At 27.4% G+C, this 18,961-nt stretch carries 21 protein-coding genes; 13 read left to right on the forward strand and 8 right to left on the reverse strand.

Features of this window, described 5'->3' with window-relative positions:
* Window positions 1-24: 24 nt before the first annotated feature.
* Genes FPD38_RS06060 through FPD38_RS06075 form a run of 4 tightly spaced genes read right to left on the reverse strand, consistent with a single transcriptional unit; the run spans window position 25 to window position 2,510 of the window.
* Complete coding sequence (locus tag FPD38_RS06060) at window positions 25-648, reverse strand: type III pantothenate kinase (RefSeq protein ID WP_147555836.1); 624 nt, start codon at window positions 646-648, stop codon at window positions 25-27.
* Entirely contained in the window at window positions 635-970 is a 336-nt protein-coding gene (locus FPD38_RS06065) for a hypothetical protein (RefSeq protein ID WP_147555837.1), read from the reverse strand. The genes FPD38_RS06060 and FPD38_RS06065 overlap by 14 nt, the downstream gene beginning before the upstream one ends.
* Window positions 971-975: 5 nt before the next feature.
* Window positions 976-1,971, reverse strand: a complete 996-nt coding sequence (locus FPD38_RS06070) for a hypothetical protein (protein WP_147555838.1) — start codon at window positions 1,969-1,971, stop codon at window positions 976-978.
* Window positions 1,968-2,510 carry a hypothetical protein gene (locus FPD38_RS06075; RefSeq protein ID WP_147555839.1) on the reverse strand — a complete coding sequence of 181 codons (543 nt, stop codon included), beginning with the start codon at window positions 2,508-2,510 and terminating at the stop codon, window positions 1,968-1,970. Before FPD38_RS06075 ends, FPD38_RS06070 begins: the two co-directional genes overlap by 4 nt.
* Before the next feature lie 148 nt (window positions 2,511-2,658).
* Between FPD38_RS06075 and gatC the strand changes: the two genes are divergently transcribed.
* Genes gatC through FPD38_RS06115 form a run of 8 tightly spaced genes read left to right on the forward strand, consistent with a single transcriptional unit; the run spans window position 2,659 to window position 8,882 of the window.
* Window positions 2,659-2,946, forward strand: a complete 288-nt coding sequence (gene gatC, locus FPD38_RS06080; RefSeq protein WP_147555840.1) for an Asp-tRNA(Asn)/Glu-tRNA(Gln) amidotransferase subunit GatC — start codon at window positions 2,659-2,661, stop codon at window positions 2,944-2,946.
* 23 nt (window positions 2,947-2,969) lie between these two features.
* The gene (locus FPD38_RS06085; RefSeq protein WP_147555841.1) at window positions 2,970-3,539 is read left to right on the forward strand and encodes a CvpA family protein; all 570 of its coding nucleotides are present in this window, start codon (window positions 2,970-2,972) and stop codon (window positions 3,537-3,539) included.
* On the forward strand, window positions 3,529-3,984 hold the full coding sequence (locus tag FPD38_RS06090) for a Fur family transcriptional regulator (RefSeq protein ID WP_147555842.1): 456 nt from the start codon (window positions 3,529-3,531) through the stop codon (window positions 3,982-3,984). Before FPD38_RS06085 ends, FPD38_RS06090 begins: the two co-directional genes overlap by 11 nt.
* A 10-nt stretch (window positions 3,985-3,994) precedes the next feature.
* The gene (gene lysS, locus FPD38_RS06095; protein WP_147555843.1) at window positions 3,995-5,503 is read left to right on the forward strand and encodes a lysine--tRNA ligase; all 1,509 of its coding nucleotides are present in this window, start codon (window positions 3,995-3,997) and stop codon (window positions 5,501-5,503) included.
* Window positions 5,497-6,738 (forward strand): serine hydroxymethyltransferase, encoded by a 1,242-nt coding sequence (locus FPD38_RS06100; protein ID WP_147555844.1) that lies wholly within the window; start codon window positions 5,497-5,499, stop codon window positions 6,736-6,738. Before lysS ends, FPD38_RS06100 begins: the two co-directional genes overlap by 7 nt.
* On the forward strand, window positions 6,735-7,280 hold the full coding sequence (locus FPD38_RS06105; protein ID WP_147555845.1) for a DUF1882 domain-containing protein: 546 nt from the start codon (window positions 6,735-6,737) through the stop codon (window positions 7,278-7,280). Before FPD38_RS06100 ends, FPD38_RS06105 begins: the two co-directional genes overlap by 4 nt.
* Before the next feature lie 19 nt (window positions 7,281-7,299).
* Window positions 7,300-8,103, forward strand: coding sequence for an SPOR domain-containing protein (locus FPD38_RS06110; protein WP_147555846.1), 804 nt, complete (start codon window positions 7,300-7,302; stop codon window positions 8,101-8,103).
* Window positions 8,100-8,882: a shikimate dehydrogenase gene (locus FPD38_RS06115; RefSeq protein ID WP_147555847.1), complete on the forward strand. Its 783-nt coding sequence runs from the start codon at window positions 8,100-8,102 to the stop codon at window positions 8,880-8,882. Before FPD38_RS06110 ends, FPD38_RS06115 begins: the two co-directional genes overlap by 4 nt.
* Here FPD38_RS06115 and dnaJ read toward each other — a convergent pair.
* Window positions 8,879-10,003, reverse strand: a complete 1,125-nt coding sequence (dnaJ, locus tag FPD38_RS06120) for a molecular chaperone DnaJ (protein ID WP_147555848.1) — start codon at window positions 10,001-10,003, stop codon at window positions 8,879-8,881. The two genes, FPD38_RS06115 and dnaJ, sit on opposite strands and share 4 nt — an antisense overlap.
* A 118-nt stretch (window positions 10,004-10,121) precedes the next feature.
* On the opposite strand from dnaJ, the gene FPD38_RS06125 reads away from it, so the two are divergent.
* From FPD38_RS06125 to recR, 3 genes are read left to right on the forward strand one after another with little or no spacing between them, the layout of a single operon-like run.
* Window positions 10,122-10,793 carry a response regulator transcription factor gene (locus FPD38_RS06125; protein ID WP_147555849.1) on the forward strand — a complete coding sequence of 224 codons (672 nt, stop codon included), beginning with the start codon at window positions 10,122-10,124 and terminating at the stop codon, window positions 10,791-10,793.
* Entirely contained in the window at window positions 10,790-12,025 is a 1,236-nt protein-coding gene (locus FPD38_RS06130; RefSeq protein WP_147555850.1) for an ArsS family sensor histidine kinase, read from the forward strand. Before FPD38_RS06125 ends, FPD38_RS06130 begins: the two co-directional genes overlap by 4 nt.
* Entirely contained in the window at window positions 12,022-12,594 is a 573-nt protein-coding gene (recR, locus tag FPD38_RS06135; RefSeq protein WP_147555851.1) for a recombination mediator RecR, read from the forward strand. The genes FPD38_RS06130 and recR overlap by 4 nt, the downstream gene beginning before the upstream one ends.
* On the opposite strand, the gene FPD38_RS06140 is transcribed toward recR, so the two are convergent.
* The 3 genes from FPD38_RS06140 to FPD38_RS06150 all read right to left on the reverse strand — a co-directional run bounded on the left by FPD38_RS06140 (window position 12,581) and on the right by FPD38_RS06150 (window position 15,850).
* Window positions 12,581-13,441, reverse strand: coding sequence for a hypothetical protein (locus tag FPD38_RS06140; protein ID WP_147555852.1), 861 nt, complete (start codon window positions 13,439-13,441; stop codon window positions 12,581-12,583). The genes recR and FPD38_RS06140 overlap by 14 nt on opposite strands.
* A gap of 167 nt (window positions 13,442-13,608) precedes the next feature.
* On the reverse strand, window positions 13,609-15,402 hold the full coding sequence (uvrC, locus tag FPD38_RS06145) for an excinuclease ABC subunit UvrC (protein WP_147555853.1): 1,794 nt from the start codon (window positions 15,400-15,402) through the stop codon (window positions 13,609-13,611).
* Window positions 15,389-15,850 (reverse strand): hypothetical protein, encoded by a 462-nt coding sequence (locus FPD38_RS06150; RefSeq protein WP_187153112.1) that lies wholly within the window; start codon window positions 15,848-15,850, stop codon window positions 15,389-15,391. Before FPD38_RS06150 ends, uvrC begins: the two co-directional genes overlap by 14 nt.
* Window positions 15,851-15,984: 134 nt before the next feature.
* On the opposite strand from FPD38_RS06150, the gene nhaD reads away from it, so the two are divergent.
* Together nhaD and guaA are read left to right on the forward strand one after the other, a co-directional pair.
* A complete protein-coding gene (gene nhaD / locus FPD38_RS06160; protein ID WP_147555856.1) occupies window positions 15,985-17,340 on the forward strand; it encodes a sodium:proton antiporter NhaD in 1,356 nt (451 codons plus the stop codon).
* Between the two features lie 9 nt (window positions 17,341-17,349).
* Window positions 17,350-18,885: a glutamine-hydrolyzing GMP synthase gene (guaA, locus tag FPD38_RS06165; RefSeq protein WP_147555857.1), complete on the forward strand. Its 1,536-nt coding sequence runs from the start codon at window positions 17,350-17,352 to the stop codon at window positions 18,883-18,885.
* Window positions 18,886-18,961 lie beyond the last annotated feature (76 nt).

The following is an 18,961-nucleotide window of genomic DNA, read 5'->3' on the forward strand; positions in this document are numbered from 1 at the left end:
TATGTATAAATGAATATAATAAAATTAAAGTTTAAAATTTTCACAAACAGCTTTTTTCATACCCCTGAAAATCAAAAATTTATCATAAATAGCAAAATCAAAAAAATTTGCTAAAAATTGTCCATCTCCGCCTGTAAAATATAACTTTTTATCATATGCGCAATCTTTAATAAGTAAATAAATACTTTTAAAAGTTCCATAGCTTAAAGCATCTGCCGTTTTTTGTGGGAAAGCATCAAAATTTATTTGAGTATTTAACTCACATTTTAATTTTGATGAAATATTTGCAAAAGATTTTTTGTAGTTTTCAATACCAGGTAGTATAAATCCACCTAAATGAATATAATTAGATATTATATCCACAGTAATAGCAGATCCAGCATCTACTACTACACCATCTTCTATAGTATAGCATGCTGCGATTCTATCAATTCCTAAATTTTTATAAATAGTATCAAAATTAAAATATGGAGCCAAATTTATAAATAAAGGTTGCTCTTTTAATTTTTCTTCTAAATTTGGATTTACATTGATATAAAATATTTTTTGTGTTGGTTGATAGCTTAAAAATTGTTCTATACTCATAGAATAAAACTTTTGATCATCTAAAAAACTAGCTGTTGTATTGCCAATATCACACAAGAGCATAAGTAGTAATTTCCTTAGAATTTAGGTAATTTTTTGCTTTAGAGCATATCAAAGCTTGATGAAAAAATATGCTTTCATTATAAGTGGTTTTTGAGTGTTCTTTTATGTCAAAAAATATTTTTTCTAAATTTTGAGCATTTTTTAACAAAACTTTGCTTTTAGTAAAGCTAAATACTACTAGTAATGTTTTATTTTGAGTATGTTTGCCGCTAATTGCGTAAATTTTTTTCATTTTTGTTAGCAAGCTAAGATCAATCAGTGCTATATCATCAAGGATTATTTTAAAATGAGTTAATATAGCATTAAAATTTTCTTGTTTCATGAGATTTAATTTAATTGTAAAACTTTATCACTATAAAAGAATTTATCTTGCTTCATAAAGCTTTTTTTATCAACCGCTTCGCTAAATTTATAAACTGTATATGTTTGTAAATTAGAATCGATTTTTATCAAATATCCCGTTTTTTCAAAAACATATAAAAAGTTATCGAAAAAAGTACTTTTTGAAAAAAGTGCAAATTGGAATTTAATTTCATTGATTTTTCTTAAATTAAAATCGGTTTTAATGATTTTACCATCTTCACTAAGTATAAAAATTTCATTATCGCCAACATTAATTTCTTTAATATCTTCGTTAAAATATAAAGTCCTATTTGGACTAACCACTATAACCTTTTTTTCGGTAGCAGCAATCATTTTATCATCTTTTATTTCAAGATATATTACATTATTAAAAAATTCTTCACTGCTAACGATAATCTCTCTTATAATTTTTAAAGAATTTTTACTTACTATAGTAAGTTTTCCATTTAGCATAGGATAGATGATAATAGTGTTTAAAAATTGTGGATTAGCAAAACGACTATCTTGAGCATATGCACTACCCAAATTTTGAATCATTTTAATGCCTAAATTCTTATTTGCATAAACCAAGCTATTGCTAGCTAAAACTAAAGCAATATCATCTCCATCTACATTTGCAGCTACAACACTTTCATTGAATTTATAACTAAATAGTTCTTCGCCATTGATGTTAAAAATTTTAAAATTTCCATTATCATCTGCAGCTAAAATTTCATCTTGATAGGTATTGATGATGTTGTAATTTTTATCTAATTTAAAATTGACAATATTTCCAAGATTATCAATAAAAGCATTGTTGTTTAATTGAGCTACGTTATTATTAAAATCTACAATTTTACCTTTGATGCCTTTTGGAGTAGAGGCTAATTTGTCAATTTGCGTTGGTTGATAATATTCTCTTTTTGTTTCACAAGCGCTAAGAAAAATTAAAGCAATAATGAAAAGATAAAAATGTTTCATTTTATTCCTTGATAATGTTTTAAACTATTTACAAGTTGCCACAAAGGTGAATTTAAAGGTATTTTGCCAAATTCTATATCTGCATTTTTAAAATCATTTTGTTTAAGAAAGTCATATCCTTTTAATAAAGTATTATAATCTTTTAAAAAAATTGAATTTTCATCATTTTGAGCTAGTATGATTTGTTTAAGTAAAGGATTTATATTTAATTCTATGCTTTGATTTAAATCTTTAGATTGGCTCATTAAAAAAATGACATATAAATTAGGATTTTTAATTTTTAATTCTTCTAAAGACTTTGTATTATTTGGGTTTTTTATTAAATTTGAAAAAATTAAATTACTTTCTTGCAATTTTTTTTCTTCATTATAATTAATGATAAAATTTGCAGTGAGGTATATAATCAAAATACCAAAAAAAGTTAAAAAATAATATTTGTATTTTTTAATAAAGCGTTCGCTTTTTATGAAATTTTCCATCATTTGTTCTTGAGAGCTAAGTTCGTTTCTAACAGCTTCCAAATTTTCTTTTAAGGCCATTTTAAATCCTATATAATATATTTCCAACGCATTGTAGTATTTTGATTAAAATGTGCAATTGTAGCATATAAAAATGAAAAAATAAAATATTTATGTTATAATTTTTTCTTTAAAAAAAATAAATAAAGTTATTACCAAGGTTAAGATGATGCAAATAGATGATAAATTGTTATTAAGACTTGAAAAACTCAGTGCTTTAAAAATATCTGAAGATAAAAGAGAAAAACTCGAAGAACAGCTTAGTCAAATAGTTGATTTTGTTCAAAAATTAGATGAACTTGATCTTAGTGGTATAGAAGCGATGACAAGTATAACTGCTGGTGGTACTCCTTTTAGAAAAGACGAAAGTGAAAAATCTGATGTAATTGATATTATTAACCAGTATGCACCTAATTCACAAGATGGATTTTTTATAGTTCCTAAGATAATAGAATAAATATTTTTTGGAGTAAGTATTTGATGGAAAATTTTTCATGGTTTGATATTTTTGTTGTAGGTTTGACTTTAGTATTAGGATTAAAAGGTTTGGTGAGTGGATTTTTTAAAGAAATATTTGGATTGCTTGGTATAGTTGGTGGTGTGCTTATAGCATCACGATATTCTAAAGAGGTTGCTAATATTATTGATAATAATTTCTATCATATCCAAAATGAAAATTTAGCTGTTTTTACGGGTTTTTTGGTTTTGCTCATTATTGTGTGGGTTGCTTGTTTGGCTTTTGGTGGAATTTTATCCAAAATGTTTAGTTTGAGTGGATTGGGATTTGTTGATAAAATAGGTGGATTTTTATTTGGTAGTGCGAAAATATTTTTAATTTTTGCTATTTTAGTTGCTTGTATTAGCAATATAGAATTTTTAAATTCTAGTTTAGAAAAATATGCGCAAAATAGTCATACTTTAGAGATTTTAAAAAAGACTGGGGAGTATATCATGAATACAGATTTTACCCAAGTTAATTTAGAAAAAATAGAAAATCATATTAAAGATTCTAATTTAACCTTGTCACCGGAGGTTGAAAATGCAAATTGAAAATATAGAATATGATGTTTTGCTTGAGTGTTTTAAAAAAACACTTAAAGATAATGGACTAAAATATACTAAACAAAGAGAAATTTTACTTAAAACTTTGTATCATAGCGATAAACACTATACTCCAGAAAGTTTGCATCTTGAAATTAAGCGAAACAATCCTGAATTAAATGTTGGAATCGCAACTGTTTACAGAACTTTAAATTTATTGGAAGAATCAGGAATGGCTACATCAATTTCTTTTGGAGCTTCGGGAAAAAAATTTGAACTCGCAAATAAGCCTCATCATGATCATTTGATTTGTAAAAGTTGTGGCATGATTGTTGAATTTGAAAATTCTGTTATAGAACAGCAACAAATGTTAATTGCAAAAGAATATAATTTCAAATTAACAGGTCATTTAATGCAACTTTATGGTCTTTGTCCAAAATGTAGCACCAAATAAGGATTGAAGAATGTTTGATAATATTTTAGAGCAACAAAAAATTCAAAAAGCATTAGAATTAAAAAATATAGGTATCAATCCTTATCCTCATTTTTTAACAAAAGAAATGAGTATTGGCGAGTATAAAAAGAAATTTTCATACATAAAAGAACTTGAAAATCAAAGAGATGAAAAAGCTTGCGGAGTTGTAGCTGGAAGATTAAAACTATTAAGAATAGCTGGAAAATCAGTTTTTGCTAATATTGAAGATGAGCAAGATAATATTCAAATTTATTTTAATCAAAATGTATTAGGAGAGCAGTATTTTACAATTTTAAAAAAATACCTTGAAGTAGGAGATATTGTTGTAGCTCAAGGTTTTCCTTTTATGACAAAAACTGGAGAATTTAGTATCCATATAGAAAAAATTCAAATTGCCACTAAAGCCATAGTGCCACTACCTGAAAAGTATCATGGTTTAACTGATATTGAGCAAAGATATAGAAAAAGATATGTAGATATGATTATGAATGCACAAGTAAGAAAAGATTTTATCGTGCGTTCTAAAATCATATCTTATATTAGATCTTTTTTTGAAAATAAAGGCTTTTTAGAGGTTGAAACTCCTATGATGCATCCAATAGCTGGTGGAGCCAATGCTAAGCCTTTTGTAACTTTTCATAATGCTTTAGGTATAGAAAGATTTTTAAGAATTGCTCCTGAGTTATATTTAAAACGCTTGATTGTAGGTGGATTTGAAGCAGTTTATGAAATCAATAGATGCTTTAGAAACGAAGGGATGGATTTAACACATAACCCAGAATTTACTACGATTGAATTTTACTGGGCATATCATAATTATCATGATTTAATGGATTTAACAGAAGAACTTTTTGCTGTACTGTTTGAAAAATTAAATTTAAGTAAAAAAATAGAATTTGATGAAAAAATAATTGATTTTTCTAAGCCTTTTGAAAGAATTACTTATAAAGATGCTTTGAAAAAATATGGTGGTTTGGATGATGAACTTATTAATAGCAAAGAAAAAATTATAGAAAAATTAAAACGCGATGGTTTTGAAGCTAATGAAAAATTAGAGCTAGGACATTTACAAGCTGAACTTTTTGATAATTATGTAGAAGATAAACTAATTAATCCAACCTTTGTTATAGATTTTCCAATATCTATTAGTCCTTTATCTAGAAGAAGCGATACTGATCAAGAAATAGCTGAAAGATTTGAATTATTTATCGCAGGTAGAGAAATTGCTAATGGTTTTAATGAGTTAAATGATCCTCTTGATCAATATAAGAGATTTTTAAAGCAAATTGAAGCAAAAAATGCAGGTGATGAAGAAGCTTGCGAAATGGATGAAGATTTTGTTAATGCTTTAGGATACGCTATGGCTCCAACTGCTGGTCAAGGTATAGGTATAGATAGACTTGTTATGTTACTAGCTAATAAAAAATCAATTCGTGATGTGATATTGTTTCCAGCTATGCGTCCACTTAAGTCTGATATAAAGGAGGATAAGTGTTAGAAAATTTTGATAAAGAAATTTTTGATTTAACTCAAAAAGAACTATCAAGACAAACTAATGGTCTTGAGATGATTGCAAGTGAAAATTTTACCCTTCCAGAAGTAATGCAAGTTATGGGAAGCATACTTACTAATAAATATGCAGAAGGATATCCAAATAAAAGATATTACGGTGGATGTGAATTTGTAGATGAGATAGAGCAAATTGCTATAGAAAGATGTAAAAAACTTTTTAATTGTAATTTTGCAAATGTTCAACCACATTCTGGTTCTCAAGCTAATCAGGGTGTATATATGGCACTTTTAAACCCTAGTGATAAAATTTTAGGTATGGATTTAAGTCATGGTGGGCATTTAACTCATGGAGCAAAGGTGAGCTCTTCGGGAAAATTTTATGAAAGCCATTTTTATGGCGTTGAATTAGATGGAAGAATTGATTATGATAAGGTAAGAGATATTGCTAAAAAAGTTAAACCAAAACTTATAGTTTGCGGCGCAAGTGCTTATCCCAGAATAATAGATTTTGCTAAATTTAGAGAAATTGCTGATGAGGTCGGTGCTTATTTATTTGCTGATATTGCTCATATTGCAGGTTTAGTTGTAGCAGGAGAGCACCCTAGTCCATTTCCCCATGTTCATGTGGTAAGTTCTACAACTCACAAAACCTTAAGGGGTCCAAGGGGTGGTATTATAATGTGCAATGATGAAGAAATTGCTAAAAAGATTAATTCAGCAATTTTCCCTGGAATTCAAGGTGGACCTTTAATGCATGTGATTGCTGCAAAAGCTGTAGGTTTTAAATATAATTTAAGTGATGAATGGAAAATTTATGCAAAACAAATCATAAAAAATACAGCAATGTTGGCAAAAGTATTGTTAGAAAGAAAATATGATTTAGTTAGCGGTGGAACTGATAATCATTTGGTTTTATTGAGTTTTTTAAATAAAAATTTTAGCGGTAAAGATGCTGATTTAGCTTTAGAAAGAGCAGGTATTACTGCCAATAAAAATACAGTTCCAGGAGAAACTAGAAGCCCATTCATTACAAGTGGTTTAAGATTGGGCACTGCGGCTTTAAGTGCTAGAGGTTTTAAAGAAGAACAAATTAGCATTGTGGCAAATTATATTGCAGATATTTTAGATGATATACAAAATTTAAAATTACAAGATGAGATAAAAATAAAACTTAAAAATTTGGCAAATAATTTTATTATTTATAAAGGGGCGATGTTTTGATCACTATGATGGATATGTCTTTAATCAAAATGGTTACAACGCATTATTATATTAAAAGAAATGCGATAATCAATAAATATGAACACAAAGGACGAATTTTTTTTGATAAATTTGAAAAAATTAATGCTCCATTGACAGCCAATATTATACAAGAGCATATGGAAAAGAAAATTATTGTTGCACATTCTTTAATTAATAGTTTTGACAAGGTTGAAAATATTGTATTTGACTATAATGGCTTTAATGCTGAGAGATTTTGGCATAGAGCACAGCTAATACTTAGAGAAGAAGGCTTTATAAATTTTACAGCTTATAGGACTAAAACAAATAATCATTTGCATTTGTATATTCATAAAGGTCATACTACTTTTAGCGAAGCTTGTTCTTTGGGATCAAAGCTTTCTTTATTGTTTTCTCAAAAAATGCCAGTAGAATGGAAGGTTTTTCCTAGTTTGGATATACCTAAGGAATTTAATATTTTAACATTGCCATATGAAGTTTACCAAAAAGAGCGTGGTGCTTCTTGGTCTAAACATATGTAAAATTTTGAAAGGATTAAAAATGGAAGAAAATAAAAAAAATGAATTTGATGATATTATTTTGCAAAAAAGTAATAAAAATGAAAAAATTAAAAAACTTCTTTTAAGAGCAATTATTTTAGTTATAGTATTTTTAATTGTTATGATAGTAATGAAGTTAATTAATAATCCAAGCGATGAGAATTCTCTACAAGTTCCAGTCGAACCACAAAGTCAAGCTAGTTACGGAGACAACTTTTCTTCGTTGCCAATTACAAATAGCTCTAAAGAAGAAGATGAGTTTGAAGCATTAGCTAGAAAATTAAAAGAAGAAAGTATGATAAGTGATGCTAATATTAGTTCTAATGATACAGTAGAAGAAAATACAAGCAATGTTATTGCAAATAATAGCGTGCTTGATCAAATCACAATTGAACCAAAAGAAGAAGTAGCTATAGAAGAAAAAAAACCAGAAGCAGTGGTTGAAAAAACTCCAGAAAAAACAATAAAAAAACCAATAGAAAAAACTAATTCCAGTGTAAAAGAAAAAACACCATCTGCTCATAATGCAAATGAACTTTTTGAAAATATTAAAACTTCAGATTCTACGTTACAAGCAGGCGCTTATATACAAGTTTTTTCTTTAAATACTTTAGATCCAAAATCAAAAGAGTTAAAAATTTTAAAAGATAATGGATATGAGTATAAAATTTACAAAACCAATGTAAATGGAAAAGACTTAACAAAAGTTTTAGTTGGGCCTTATAAAGAAAGTGAATTAAAGGCAGAATTAGAAAAAATTCGCTCCAAAATAGCAAAAGGTGCTTTTACTTTTAGAGTAAAATGAAGATATTTTCAGTCATAGGCGATCCTATTATGCATTCAATTTCTCCTAGAATGCATAATAATGCTATCGCTTATTTTAATGAAAATGCTATATACACAAGGTATCATTTACAAGATTGTACAAATTTGGAAAAAATTGTAAAAATTTTTGATGGGGTAAATATAACTATTCCTTTTAAAGAACAAGCTTTTAATATTGCCAATTTTAAAGATCAAAGCGTAAATGAGATTAAATCTGCTAATACCTTGATTATGAAAAATAATAAAATTTATGCATATAATACAGATTATTTAGGATTTTTAAAAACTATAGAAGAATTTAAAAATATAAATTCAGCATTGATACTAGGAGCAGGAGGAACTTCAAAAGCTATAGCATACGCTTTAAAAACAAAATGCATTAAAACTACAATAGCAAATCGATCTAAAGAAAGATTTTTTAATTTTGTAGATTTTCCTTGTTATTTGTATGATCAATTACCATTAGATGAAAATTTTGATCTTATTGTAAATACTACTAGTGCTGGATTGTACGATGATAACCTTCCTTGTGAGGAAGAATTGTTAAACAAGCTTTTTGTAAATTCACGCTATGCATTTGATGTTGTATATGGAAAAACTACTCCATTTTTAAAATTTGCCAAAAAACATTCTTTAAAAACAAAAGATGGTAAAGATATGCTTTTGTGGCAAGGAGTATATGCTTTTGAGTTATTTTTTGAAAATCATGATATAAAAAATATTTGCAAAGCAATGAATGAAGCTTTGCAGCTTTGTTAATGACTAAACCAAGATTTTATCTTATCAAATAAACTTTCTTGCTCTATGAAAGAATCTTCATGTTCTAAACCAAAGCTTTTTTCGAGTTGATTGAGTAAATTTTGTTGCTCATCATTTAAACTTTTTGGAAATTTAATATCAATTTGGACTATTTGAGAGCCTAGTTTTCCTGTATGAATATTCTTAATTCCTTCATTTGTTAGTTCAAATTTTTGTTTATCTTTTGCTCCTATAGGAAGTTTTAAATCTGCCTCACCTCTTAAGGTTGCTACTTTGATTGTTTTTCCAAGGGCTGCTTGGGTAAAAAATACCGGAACTATAGTATAAATATCATCTTCATGACGGATAAATTTATCATCTTCTTCAACGATGATTTTGATATATAAATCTCCTCTTTGGGAACTATTTGGCAATTGATTAGCTTTGTTTTGCACCCTAAGACTCATGCCATTATCTATACCTTCAGGGATATTAAGCTCTATTTGATCTTTAATTTCTTCATATCCATGTCCATGACAAATTTTACATTTATCTTTTACAAATTTACCGCTTCCTTGACAATGAGTACAAGTTTGCACAAAAGTCATAAAACCTTGACGCACTCCGACTTGACCTTTTCCATTACAATGAGGACAAGTATCTTCTTTTTTATCTTTTGCACCGGTACCATCGCATGATTTACAAAAACTTTTATAAGTAAATTCTATATTTTTTTTGCAACCAAACACAGCTTCTTTAAAAGTAATTTTGGTTGCAATTTTTAAATCACTTGGATATTTATTTTCTTTTTTATTTTTTTGTTTTGAGCCACTAAAACCAAAGCCATCTCCAAAAAAGTTTGAAAAAATATCGCCTAGATCTATATCTTCAAAACCAAAACCACCACCTCCGCTAGCTCCTTTTAAGCCATCTTTGCCGTATCTATCATATATATTTCTTTTTTCATCATTGCTTAAAACTTCATATGCTTCATTAACTAATTTAAATTTTTCCTCTGCTTGTTTGTCGCCTTGATTTCTGTCTGGGTGATATTTAAGCGCCATTTTTCTATAAGCTTTTTTTATAGTTTCTTTGTCTGAATTTTGAGATATTTCTAAAATTTCATAATAGCTAAGTTCCACTTTTTAACCTTTATTTAAAATTTTTAAATTGTAATTTTAGCAAAAAAACAAAATAATACTAAATTGTGTGTTATAATGTTAATCTTAAGTAGATTAATGTTTAAGCGAAAGGTTTAGAATGATTAATGTATTAATGATTGAAGATGATCCAGATTTTGCAGAATTTTTAGCTGAGTATCTAGCTCAATTTAATATTAAAGTTGCAAATTATGAAGATCCGTATTTAGGTATGAGCGCTGGTATAAAAAATTATGATTGTTTAATACTTGATTTGACATTGCCTGGACTTGATGGACTTGAAGTTTGTAGAGAAATTAGAGAAAAACATAATATTCCCATTATTATATCTTCTGCAAGAAGTGATTTGAGTGATAAAATTGTTGGACTTCAAATTGGAGCTGATGATTATTTGCCAAAACCATATGATCCTAAAGAAATGCATGCAAGAATTATGAGTTTAATCCGTCGCTCAAAACGCACTAATGATGCTCCGGAAAAAATTATAAATTCAGCTTTTAAAATTGATGAAAAAAGACATGAAATTAGCTACAATGATGAAGTTTTAATATTAACTCCAGCTGAGTATGAAATTTTAAGTTATATGATAAGACAGCATGGTTTTTCTGTGAGTAGAGAACAATTGGTTTATCATTGTAAAAGTTTAAAAGATAAAGATTCTAAAAGTTTAGATGTGATCATTGGTAGACTTAGAACAAAAATTGGTGATAACTCTAAAGCACCAAAACACATTTTTTCGGTTAGAGGTATAGGTTATAAACTTATAGGATGAAAGCAACAATCAATCTTAAAATAACCATTCTTTTTGCTGCAGCTTTTTTATTTGTTTGTGCTTTATTTATTTTATTAGGGAAAATTCAAATTGATTCTTATATTGCAAAGGAAAGAGTTAAGCAAAAAGAGATGATTGAAAAGGTTGTGTATAGTTTGGGAAAAAGCGAAGGTTTTTCTTTATATAATTATCTCACATCTAAATCTTATTCTTTGGTTGATAATGATAGAATTTTAAAACAAATTATTACCAAAGGCGAAAATGTTTTTAGAATAAATTCTTCTTATGGTACTTTTTCCTCTATTATTTATCATAATCAAGTTTTTTTATATATAGAACAAGAGCAAAAAACATACTTGTATCAACTAGATGCTTCTGTTAAACTAGAATATCTATTTTTATTTAGCTTTGTTTTTATTTTAGTTTTAATTGTATTTTTATATTTTTCAGTGTTGAGATCTTTAAAGCCATTGAAGGTTTTGAAAAATAAAATTAAAAATATCAGCACAGGAAAAATGGAACCTTTATCAGAGTATTTTCAAGTTAATGATGAAATTTCAGAAATTTCATTTGAATTTGATCATGCTATTAATAAAATTCAAGAGCTTGTAAAATCAAGGCAGTTTTTTTTAAGAATGATTATGCACGAGTTAAAAACTCCTATTGGCAAAGGTAGGATAATTTGCGAGATGATTGATAATCAAAAGCAAAAAAATCGCTTGGTGAGTATTTTTGAAAGACTTGAGCTTTTGATTGATGAATTTGGTAAAATAGAAAAAGTTCTGTCGAAAAATTGTCAATTGAATTTGCAAACTTATCACTTGAGTTTAATTTTGGAGCAAGCCCAAGATTATTTAATGAGAGATGATTTTTATCAAAAAGTTAAAATTACTTATAAAGAAGATGCTATGATAATAGCTGATTTGGAGTTGTTTTCTTTGTTGATTAAAAATCTTATTGATAATGCTATAAAATATTCTGATGATAAAAGTTGTGAAGTAATTTGTTCAAGTGATTATATTATGGTGCGCAATAAAGGTAGTAAATTTAGAAAAACTTTTGAATACTATTTAAAACCTTTTGCAAGAGAAGAAAATACTCAAGCAGAAGGCATGGGACTTGGACTTTATATTATTAATAATATTTGCAATCTTCATGGATTTAATCTAAGCTATTCTTATGAGGATGGATATCATTCTTTTAAAATTCTTTTTTCAAGGATTTTTAATTGAAAGGTGTGGAAAAATTTAATGAATTAGTAAAATCTTTTGCTTCTTTGCCAACTATAGGTAAAAAGACTGCATTACGCCTTGCCTATCATGTGTGTATAAAAGATCCTTTATTGGGTTCAAAATTAGCTTATAATATTGAAGAATCTATTAGGATGATTAGAAAATGCTCTTGTTGTGGTGCTTTGAGTGAAAATGAATTATGCGAAATTTGTCTTGATGATGGTAGAAATAAGAATATTATTTGCATTGTGCAAAGTCCAAAAGATATCCTAACCTTAGAAGATAGTGGTAGTTTTGATGGATATTATTTTGTTTTGGAAGAAGCAAATGATGAGTATATTGATAAATTAAAAGCAATGATTTTAAAACAAAATACTAAAGAGCTATTTTTTGCTTTCACACAAGGGATAAATTCAGATGCATTGGTGTTTTATATCGAAGAAAAATTAAAATCACTAAAATTAACTTATACACAAATTGCCCAAGGTATTCCAAGTGGGGTAAGTTTAGAAAATGTAGATTTTATTTCGCTACACAAAGCTATTAATCATAGAACTAAGCTAGATTAATATGCTTTTTAAGTATAGCAAGCCATTCATTTTTATTCATATCTTGCACTATATAATCAACAAATTTATATTCTTTATTTTTATCTTTGCAAAAGATTATAACACAGGAGTTTGGATAATTCTTTTTGTAATTATTTAACATACTTTGTATTAATAATAAATCATATTTTATCACTTCAAAATCAAGCAAAATTATTTTAAATTCTTCATCAAGCTTTTCTTTAAAATCGCTTATATACTCTACACTTTCATTATTTAGACAATATTGGTTTGCTAAATTTAAAAATAGTGAGTTTTCAAAAGAATTAGATTTAAAGATTAAAACATTTTTAGTTTCTTTATAATGATATGTGAAATGTTCTTTTGCTAGATTGATAATGTTTTTTACATCAAAATTTTGAAAATCAACTTGTACGTAATTGTCATACTTTAAAAATTCTTTGCTTAGTATTAGCGTGTAATTTTCATCAAGATTTTCATAGGGTTTAAAAAATTTTGTTTGAATATTAAATTCTTGCAATATATTTTGGATTAAAAAATTTTCTAATTTATCATCGTTTAAAATAGCTATCTTTGCATCATTAAAAATAATATTGATTTCTTCTTTAGGTATTTGATTTTGCAAAGTATATAAAAAATTAATATTATTATCTTTTTTTAAGTATTTAATGGCTTTTATGATTTGATTATATTTTGATTTTAAAAGATTATTTTTACTTGTGAGCATTTGCAATGAATCTTGTAATTTTTTATATTCATCGTGTTTATTTGCAAGATTATCTTTTAAATTTTTTAAGCTAAAATCATTGTTAAAATTAAATATATTATTGATTTGATCAATAAGCAAATTTTGATTTTTAAAAATTTTTCTTTTTATTAAAAAATAACAAAGCAAAATAATTAAAATACTAATGCAAATAACACTATAAAGATAAAAAAGATTTATATCTATAAAAAACAAAAAATGATAATTTAAATACAAAAGCACTAAAACAAAAATGGCTATTAAAAATATTATATATTTTCCTTAATTAAATTTGCTATTTTTTCATTGCATATTGTTTTGATATCATTAAAACTAGCTTGAAAAATTTGTTCAAATGAGCCAAAATAGTCTAAAAGTTTTTTGATATTTCCTTGAGAAATTCCAAGTTGTAGTAGTTTAGAATTTTGCAAATCTTGCTTTCTTTTTGTTTTTTGATGGAAGCTTATTGCAAAACGATGAGCCTCATCTCTTAATTTTTGCAAAAATTGCAAATTTTTATCTGTAGGCAAAAGAGAAAACATTGCATTTTCTGTATAAATTTTATCTTTAGCGTTACCTTTTGCTCTATGAGCTTTAAGGTTAATTTTTTCTTTAGATATGGCTAAAATATCCACATTTGCTCCTGAACTTTTTATGATATCTTTGGCAAGCTTTAAAAGAGCATCTCCCCCATCTATAAGCCAAAGATCAGGAGGAGGGGTTTTGTCAAAAGACAAAGCTCTTTTGCTTAGCATTTGAAGCATTTGTTCATAATCATTTTTAGAGGATAAATGATAATGCCTATAGGAAGTTTTATTAAATTTTAAATCTTTAAAAACAACCATTGCCCCAACACTTGCATCACCCTGATAATGAGAAGTATCAAAAATTTCTATAGTGTTTGGATAATTTTGCAAACCAAAAGTATCTTTTATATTTTTTAAAATAGTATAGTCCTCGTTTTTTAAATATTTTTCAATATTAATTTTTGCATTTTCTAAAGCTAAATCACAAATTTTCTTTTTTTCTCCTAGTTTTGGTACTTTAATGTGAAATTTTTTTAAAAATCTTTTAGAGAGAATATCTTCTAGTATTTGTAAATCTTCAAAATACTCGTGTATATAAATTTTAGTAGAATTAATCGGCATATCCGGTGGAAAATTTTCTAGTATATATTGTTTATAAATTTCATTTAGATTAAAATCATCTTGGTCTTTAAGAGTGATAATTTTATGATTGGAACTAATCATTTTTCCATTATTGATCACAAATCGCACCAAAGAAAGAATGCCATTTTTAACACAAAGAGCAAAAATGTCAAAATTTTCTAGTTTTGCCACATCAATTTGAACTTTAACACTAATATCTTTTAAAGTTTGAATTTGATCTCTTATTTTAGCTGCTTCTTCGTAGTTTTCATTTTGAGCAAAATCAAGCATTCTTTTTTCTAAATTTTTAATTAATATAGAAGAATTTAAAATAGCTCCAGTAGCTTTTTGTATGATTTTATCGTATTCTTGTTTGGAGATTTTATTTTCACATGGAGCAGTGCATCGTTTTATTTGGTAAAACAAACATGCTTGCTTGCAAGATTTTTTTTGCCTAAGTGCGAAGCTTAGATACAAAGCATCTAAAAGATCTTTAGCGCCTTTAAAAAATGGTCCAAAATATTTGATTTTATTTTTTTTAATGATTTTTCTAGTGATTTCAAATCTTGGAAAATCTTCGTTTAAGTCTATATAAATATAAGGATAGGTTTTATCATCTCGCAGTAAAATATTATATTTTGGATGGAGTTGTTTAATAAATGAATTTTCTAAAATCAAAGCATCTGCTTCACTATTTGTAGTAATAAATTCAAGATGATGGGTTTGAGAAATCATTTTTTGAATTCTTAGACTATTGTTTGGATTGGGTAAAATTTTAGGGGTAAAAATAAAATAGCTTTTTATGCGATTTTTAAGATTTTTTGCCTTTCCAATATAAAGTAGTTTTCCATTTTGATCAAAATATTGATAAATTCCAGGAAGATTGGGTAAATTTTTTAAATCATTTTCTAGCATTTTTAATTATTTCTCTTAATTGTTCAAATTGCTTATGCAAAATAGGATTTGTAATATTATTGGAAAATTTTGCATTAGAAAGCTCTATAAAATGTTTTTTTGAATTTATATTTGTTTGATTTTGATGGATAAAATTTCTATCACTAAGAATTTTTATATTATTGATATTAGCAAAAATACTTTGAGCTTTTGCAAAAGTATAGTGTTTTATTAAATTTTTAATAGTTTTTTTGGTATCATCGTGATTTAGTTCCATGTATGCAACATGGTGTTTGGCTAAAATGATTAAAGTATTATTTTTCACAAAAATTTTACTTATCATTTGTCTGTGATTAGCACTTAATAAACTAAGAAATTCTTTGTATTGAAAAAGTATATTTAAAGGTTTGTAATGTTTGGTAAGTTCATTGATAATATAACAACTTGTTTTAATTTTTCCGTTTTTCATTTTTATATTTTATCGTTTTTTTTGTTAATATTTTTATGTGCATGTGGTTATAAAGATATTCCATTTTATGAAACAAAAGATGTAAATAACAGCACCATTGAGATTAAAAAATTTCAAACAATGGAAAGTGAAATATGAAAAAGATCTTGTTTTTACTTTGTTTTATATGTAGTTTTATGTTTGCAAGTGCCACTGAGTTAAATTTGGCTTTTAGTGGTTTAGGCATTGGCATATTGATTATTTTTATTTTGGGGTATTATTTTATAGCAGCTGAAGAAAAATATCATTTAAACAAAACAAAACCCGCCTTGTTTATAGGAACACTTTCTTTTATAATCATTGGTATTTATATGGTGGCTAATGATCTTGATACGCAAATTTTAGAAGAAAGTGTCAATCATTTGATTTTAGAAATAGCTCAAATTGTATTTTTTTTGATAGCAGCTATGACTTTTATAGAAGCTTTGATAGAAAGATCAGTTTTTGAAACTTTAAAATATAAGCTCGTAAGCAGAGGTTATACATATAGAAAATTATTTTGGCTAACAGGAATTTTAGCTTTTTTTATTTCTCCAATCGCAGATAATCTAACCACAGCTTTGATTTTATCAACCGTGCTTTTAACCATAGATAAAGACAAAAAAGAATTTTTAATACCAGGAGCTATTAATATAGTAGTCGCTGCTAATGCAGGGGGTGCTTGGTCTCCTTTTGGAGATATCACAACCTTAATGGTTTGGACGGCAAAAAAAGCTACTTTTTTTGAATTTTTTGCTTTATTTCCAGCATCTTTTATTGGTTGGTTGGTTACGGCTTGTTTGTTATCGCGTTATGTTCCAAATATTACCCCAAATTTTTCTAAAGAAAATTTACAAGAGGTTAAGATCAAAGAAGGTGGAAAAGTTTTTATAATCTTAGGTTTTATGACTATAGCTTTAGCTGTGTTCATACATAGTATTTGTGAATTACCTGCTATGTGGGGTATGATTTTTGGACTTTCTTTGTTAAGTTTGTATATTTATTTTTTCAATAGAAAAAAGGGCAATAAAGACTTAAATGTGTTTTATTATATGACGCGTATAGAGATGGATACTTTATTGTTTTTCTTTGGTATATTATCAGCTGTTAGTGCTTTGCATTTTGTAGGATGGCTTACATATGCTTCGCATTTATATATAAGCTTTGGAGCAACTAGTGTAAATATTGGCATTGGAATTTTATCTGCAATTGTAGATAATGTGCCTGTTATGAGTGCTGTTTTAAAGGCAAATCCAAGCATGGATCATACTCAATGGCTTTTGGTTACGCTTACTGCTGGTATAGGTGGTTCTTTGATTAGTTTTGGATCTGCTGCCGGAGTAGGTGTGATGGGAAAAATGAAAGGAATTTATACTTTCAATGCTCATTTAAAATACGCATGGACTATTTTGATAGGTTACGTAATTTCTATCATTGTATGGTATATACAATTTCAAATGTTAAATTTATAAAGGAGAATAATGAAAAAAGCAGATATTTTAGTTTTAGATTTTGGTTCACAATATACACAATTAATAGCAAGAAGACTTAGAGAACAAGGAGTCTATGCTGAAATTTTACCTTTTAATGTTAGTTTAGAAGAAATCAAACAAAAACAACCAAAAGGATTGATACTTAGTGGCGGGCCAGCTAGTGTGTATGCAAATGATGCTTATTTTTGCGATAAAGGTATTTTTGAATTAAATTTACCAATTTTAGGAATTTGTTATGGAATGCAATTAATGGCTCATCATTTTGGTGCAAATGTAGCTCCAGCAGGTCATAAAGAATATGGAAAAGCAACCATAGATATACAAAATGATAGCGCTTTGTTTAAAAATTTACCTAAAAAACAAACAGTATGGATGAGTCATTCTGATAGGGTTGAAAATTTACCACAAGGTTTTGAAGCTATTGCTACAAGTGAAAATAGTCCATTTTGTGTATTTGGTGATGAAAAGCGTAAATTTTATGCTTTACAATTTCATCCTGAAGTCCAGCATAGTGAATTTGGAAAAAATATATTAAAAAATTTTGCTAAATATGCTTGTAATTGTGATAGTGTATGGAATATGGGCTCATTTGCTAAAACTCAAGTGCAAAAAATTCAAGAAGAAGTTGGCAAAGACAAGGTATTGTGTGCTGTAAGTGGTGGGGTTGATAGTAGTGTTGTAGCTGCTTTATTAGCTAGTGCTATAAAAGACCAAGTAGTGGTTGTTTTTGTAGATAATGGTCTTTTAAGAAGCGGTGAAAAAGAACAAGTTGAGTATATGTTTAAGCATACTTTGGGTATTAATTTAATTAGTATTAATGCAAAAGAAATATTTTTGAGTCGTTTAAAAGGTATTATTGATCCTGAGCAAAAAAGAAAGATTATAGGAAATACTTTTATTGAAATTTTTGAAGAAGAGGCAAAAAAACACCAAGATGTAAAATATCTTGCGCAAGGAACCTTATATACAGATATTATTGAAAGTTCTGTAGTGGGTGCTAGTAAGACTATAAAATCCCATCATAATGTAGGTGGTTTGCCTGAAAAAATGAATTTAAAACTTATAGAGCCATTAAAAGAAATTTTTAAAGATGAGGTAAGAGCTTTAGGAATAGAGCTTGGTTTAAATAAAGATGTGGTTTATCGCCATCCATTTCCAGGACCAGGACTTGCTATACGCATAATGGGCGAGGTAAATGAGCCTAGTTTGGAGCTTTTGAGAAAAGCTGATGTGATTTTAATAGAAGAGTTAAAAAGTAGTGGTTGGTATGATAAAACTTGGCAAGCATTTTGTGTATTGTTAAATGTTCAAAGTGTTGGTGTAATGGGAGATAATAGAACCTATGATAATGCAGTTTGTGTGCGAGTGGTAAATGCAAGCGATGGTATGACAGCTACTTTTTCACATTTGCCTTATGAATTACTAGAAAATATTTCTCGTCGTATTATTAATGAAGTTGATGGGATTAACCGTGTTGTTTATGATATCTCAAGTAAGCCACCAGCAACCATAGAATGGGAGTGATTATTTAGTGCAAAAATAAACAAAAGCAGGTGGAAGATTTTATCAAGCAATGAGTAAATTTTCCACCAAATATTAA

Origin of the sequence: Campylobacter volucris (genome assembly GCF_008011665.1) — a bacterium.
Lineage (GTDB): Bacteria > Campylobacterota > Campylobacteria > Campylobacterales > Campylobacteraceae > Campylobacter_D > Campylobacter_D volucris_A.

What these genes read in the sequence shown, in the direction of transcription:
- FPD38_RS06060 (WP_147555836.1), bottom strand. Translation starts at nt 648, where the DNA reads ATGCTCTTGTGTGATATTGGCAATACAACAGCTAGTTTTTTAGATGAT.
- FPD38_RS06065 (WP_147555837.1), bottom strand. Translation starts at nt 970, where the DNA reads ATGAAACAAGAAAATTTTAATGCTATATTAACTCATTTTAAAATAATC.
- FPD38_RS06070 (WP_147555838.1), bottom strand. Translation starts at nt 1,971, where the DNA reads ATGAAACATTTTTATCTTTTCATTATTGCTTTAATTTTTCTTAGCGCT.
- FPD38_RS06075 (WP_147555839.1), bottom strand. Translation starts at nt 2,510, where the DNA reads ATGGCCTTAAAAGAAAATTTGGAAGCTGTTAGAAACGAACTTAGCTCT.
- gatC (WP_147555840.1), top strand. Translation starts at nt 2,659, where the DNA reads ATGCAAATAGATGATAAATTGTTATTAAGACTTGAAAAACTCAGTGCT.
- FPD38_RS06085 (WP_147555841.1), top strand. Translation starts at nt 2,970, where the DNA reads ATGGAAAATTTTTCATGGTTTGATATTTTTGTTGTAGGTTTGACTTTA.
- FPD38_RS06090 (WP_147555842.1), top strand. Translation starts at nt 3,529, where the DNA reads ATGCAAATTGAAAATATAGAATATGATGTTTTGCTTGAGTGTTTTAAA.
- lysS (WP_147555843.1), top strand. Translation starts at nt 3,995, where the DNA reads ATGTTTGATAATATTTTAGAGCAACAAAAAATTCAAAAAGCATTAGAA.
- FPD38_RS06110 (WP_147555846.1), top strand. Translation starts at nt 7,300, where the DNA reads ATGGAAGAAAATAAAAAAAATGAATTTGATGATATTATTTTGCAAAAA.
- FPD38_RS06115 (WP_147555847.1), top strand. Translation starts at nt 8,100, where the DNA reads ATGAAGATATTTTCAGTCATAGGCGATCCTATTATGCATTCAATTTCT.
- FPD38_RS06125 (WP_147555849.1), top strand. Translation starts at nt 10,122, where the DNA reads ATGATTAATGTATTAATGATTGAAGATGATCCAGATTTTGCAGAATTT.
- FPD38_RS06130 (WP_147555850.1), top strand. Translation starts at nt 10,790, where the DNA reads ATGAAAGCAACAATCAATCTTAAAATAACCATTCTTTTTGCTGCAGCT.
- uvrC (WP_147555853.1), bottom strand. Translation starts at nt 15,402, where the DNA reads ATGCTAGAAAATGATTTAAAAAATTTACCCAATCTTCCTGGAATTTAT.
- FPD38_RS06150 (WP_187153112.1), bottom strand. Translation starts at nt 15,850, where the DNA reads ATGAAAAACGGAAAAATTAAAACAAGTTGTTATATTATCAATGAACTT.
- nhaD (WP_147555856.1), top strand. Translation starts at nt 15,985, where the DNA reads ATGAAAAAGATCTTGTTTTTACTTTGTTTTATATGTAGTTTTATGTTT.
- guaA (WP_147555857.1), top strand. Translation starts at nt 17,350, where the DNA reads ATGAAAAAAGCAGATATTTTAGTTTTAGATTTTGGTTCACAATATACA.